The organism is Candidatus Protofrankia californiensis, from assembly GCF_900634765.1.
Classification (GTDB): domain Bacteria; phylum Actinomycetota; class Actinomycetes; order Frankiales; family Frankiaceae; genus Protofrankia; species Protofrankia californiensis.
Map to the genome: position 1 here is coordinate 1 of NZ_CAAAFT010000100.1, position 3,374 is coordinate 3,374.

Genomic DNA, 3,374 nt, shown 5'->3' on the forward strand with positions numbered 1-3,374 from the left:
GCCACGGCCCGGCGCCGACCGGCGTGGACATCGTCCACGCTCCCACCCTGCTCGTCCCGCCCCGGCGGCCCGGGGTGCCGCTGGTCGTCACGATCCACGACGCCGTGCCGTGGACCCATGCGCACACCCTCACCCCGCACGGTGCCCGCTGGCACCGGCGGATGGGCGTCCGGGCGGCCCGCCACGCCGATGCCGTGATCGTCCCCACCAGGGCCGTCGCCGCCGACATCCGGGCGCATCTGCCGATCCCGGCCGACCGGCTGCACGTCATCGGTGAGGGGGTGAGCGAGGCGGTCGGGCAGGTCCCGGTGGACGCCGCCGCCCGCGCCGGGCGTCTCGGCCTCCCCGACGGCGGATATCTGCTCACCCTCGCCACCCTGGAGCCGCGCAAGGGCCTGGACACGGTGCTCGCCGCGCTGCGCGACCCGGCCGCGCCCGACCTGCCGCTGGTGCACGTCGGCTCGCCGGGCTGGGGCGGGCTGGACCTGCGGGTCGAGGCCGCCCGCCTCGGCCTCGACCCCACCCGGCTGCGGCTGCTCGGGCGCCTGGACGACGCCGACCTCGCGGTCGTGCTGTCACGGGCGACCGCGCTGCTCGCGCCGAGCCGCTCGGAGGGCTTCGGGCTGCCGCTCGTCGAGGCGATGGCCCACGGCGTCCCCGTGATCGCCTCCGACATTCCCGCGTTTGTCGAGGTCGGCGGGCCCGCGATCGTGACCGTGGCGGTGGGCGACGCGGCGGCGCTGGCCCGCGCCACCGCGTCCGTTGTCGGCGACGAGGCGTTGCGTCGCCGACTGGGCGCGGACGGACGAGCGAGAGCGGCGGCATTTACCTGGAACGGGGCAGCGGAATCGGTCTGGTCCCTTTACCGTCGACTTACCGGCTCCCGGGAGTTCTCGACGGGGTGACCCTCGGGGATCGGGCGCGGGCGTAGGCTTGCCTGCGGGCCGAAGTCGATGTGATCGGCAGGGCCGGACGGATCAGAGGCGATCCGTCGGGGTCGCTTCACGCGGCGTCGGTGGCCTCAAAGAACCTAGCGGTGAGTAACATGCCGCCAGTCGGAAGGAGCGCCGTGTCTCCCCGGGTGCTCGTCGACGCCACTGCGGTCCCAGCTGATCGCGGTGGCGTCGGTCGTTATGTCGACGGGCTGGTGGCGGCCTTGGATGCGGCTGGCGCCGACCTCGCGTTGGTCTGTCAACGATCGGACTACGAGCGGTACGGCCGGATAGCCCCGCACACCAACGTGGTGGCGGGGCCGGCGGCGATCGCCCACCGGCCCGCACGCCTGGCCTGGGAACAGACCGGGCTGCCGCTGGTCGCCTACCAGATCGGTGCGCAGGTCATCCATTCGCCGCACTACACGATGCCACTGCGTACCTCCCAGCCCGTATGCGTGACCATCCACGATGTCACGTTCTTCACAGAGCCGGAGATGCACACCGCCGTGAAGGGAACGTTCTTCCGGTCGGCGATGCGCACCGCCGTGCGCAAGGCCAACCGGATCATCGTTCCGTCCAAGGCCACCCGTGACGAGCTCATCCGGGTCCTCGACGGGGACTCGACCACGACCGACGTCGCCTATCACGGGGTGGAGACCGCGACCTTCCACCCGCCCACCGACGAGGACAAGCGCCGGGTCCGGCTGCGGCTCGGTCTGGGTGAGAGCCGTTACGTCGCGTTCCTCGGGATGCTCGAACCCCGCAAGAACGTGCCGAACCTGATCCGCGGCTGGGCCGAGGCCGTGCACGACCGGGCGGACCCGCCCGCACTGGTGCTCGCCGGCGGCTCGGGCTGGGACGACGACGTGGATGCCGCGGTCGCCTCGGTCCCGTCCAACCTGAAGGTCGTTCGTCCCGGCTACCTGCGCTTCTCCGACCTTCCCGGCTACCTGGGCGGGGCGTCGCTGGTCGCCTACCCGTCCCACGGCGAGGGTTTCGGGCTGCCGGTGCTGGAGGCGATGGCCTGCGGCGCACCGGTACTGACGACCCCCCGCCTCTCCCTGCCGGAAGTCGGCGGTGACGCTGTCGCCTACACCCAGCCCGACGTCGACTCGATCGCACGCGAGATGAGCGCGCTGCTCGACGACGCACAGCGGCGCGAGTCGCTGGCGGTGGCCGGTCTGGCACGGGCCCGGGAGTTCACCTGGGCGGCGAGCGCCGAGGCGCACCTGGCGAGCTACGCGCGGGCCGCCGCATCCTGACCCGACCGACGTTCCTCACCCCACCGATGCTCCCGGCCCGACCGGTGGTCGGCCACCCGATCGTCCGACCCCGCGCCATCTGACCCCGACCGCTTGACCCCGACACCTGACCGCGGCCCTGCCGGTGGCATCCTGACCCGGGCGTTGCAATCGCATATGCACACGGCGAGCAGGGACGAAGAGGGCGGTCAGTGAGCGCACAGAACGAGGCAGCCTTGACGCAGCCACAGCACGACAGGCGTGACAGCCCGGGTCCTGTGGATGCGCAGCCGCAGCTGCGCGTGGTGGTCGTGGCGTTCCATTCGGGTCAGGTGCTCGGCCCCTTCGTGGACTCCCTGGCCAAGGCCACGTCGTTGCCCTACGAGGTCGTCGTGGTGGACAACTCGCCGGTGCTGGACGCAGGCACGGCCGCCGTGGCCGAGCGCGGCGAGGTCCGGCTGTTGCGCACCGGGCGCAACCTCGGTTACGGGACGGCGGTCAACCGCGGCGCGGCCGGTAGCAGCGCCCCGTGGCTGGTCGTGGCCAACGCCGACATCACGTTCACGCCGGGATCGCTCGACGAGCTGATGGAGGCGTCCGAGCGCTGGCCGGGGGCCGGTGCCTTCGGCCCGGCGATCATCAATCCGGGGGGTGTGCTCTACCCGTCGGCCCGCGAGCTTCCCTCATTGTGGCGTGGGATCGGTCACGCTCTGTTCGGCTGGTGCTGGCCGACCAACCCGTGGACGGCGGCCTACCGCCGCGAGGGTGGTGCACTGGTCGAGACGACCGCCGGTTGGCTGTCCGGAGCATGCCAGGTGCTGCGGCGCCAGGCGTTCGAGGCGGTCGACGGATTCGACGAGGCGTACTTCATGTTCATGGAGGACGTGGACCTGGGCCGGCGGCTCGGGTTGCTCGGCTGGCAGCAGGTCTACGTACCGACCGCGGTCGTGGAGCATCTGGGCGGCCACTCGACGAGGCGTACCTCCCGTCGCATGGTGATCGCCCATCACCGCAGCATGTTCCGGTATCTGTCCCGGCAGTACTCGACACCGCGCCACCTGCCGCTTCGGGTCCTGCTCGGGGTGGGACTCGGCCTGCGCCTGCTGGTGGCCGTGGCGCTCGCCGACGACAGCGCGGGTGCCCGCGCGACTCAATCCACCGACGCCCTCCCGGCCCGAAGCGCGGACTCGGTTCGAAG

3 protein-coding genes are annotated in these 3,374 nt (G+C 72.2%); all 3 read left to right on the forward strand.

What is annotated here, in order from left to right:
* Positions 1-905: glycosyltransferase family 4 protein (locus DD1DGNOD_RS06030; RefSeq protein WP_131769633.1), on the forward strand; the 905-nt coding region annotated here is incomplete at its 5' end.
* Positions 906-1,045: 140 nt separating this feature from the next.
* A complete protein-coding gene (locus DD1DGNOD_RS06035; RefSeq protein WP_346434275.1) occupies positions 1,046-2,197 on the forward strand; it encodes a glycosyltransferase family 4 protein in 1,152 nt (383 codons plus the stop codon).
* A gap of 215 nt (positions 2,198-2,412) precedes the next feature.
* Positions 2,413-3,374, forward strand: a 962-nt coding sequence (locus DD1DGNOD_RS06040) for a glycosyltransferase family 2 protein (RefSeq protein WP_430827762.1), incomplete at its 3' end; no start/stop codon positions are given.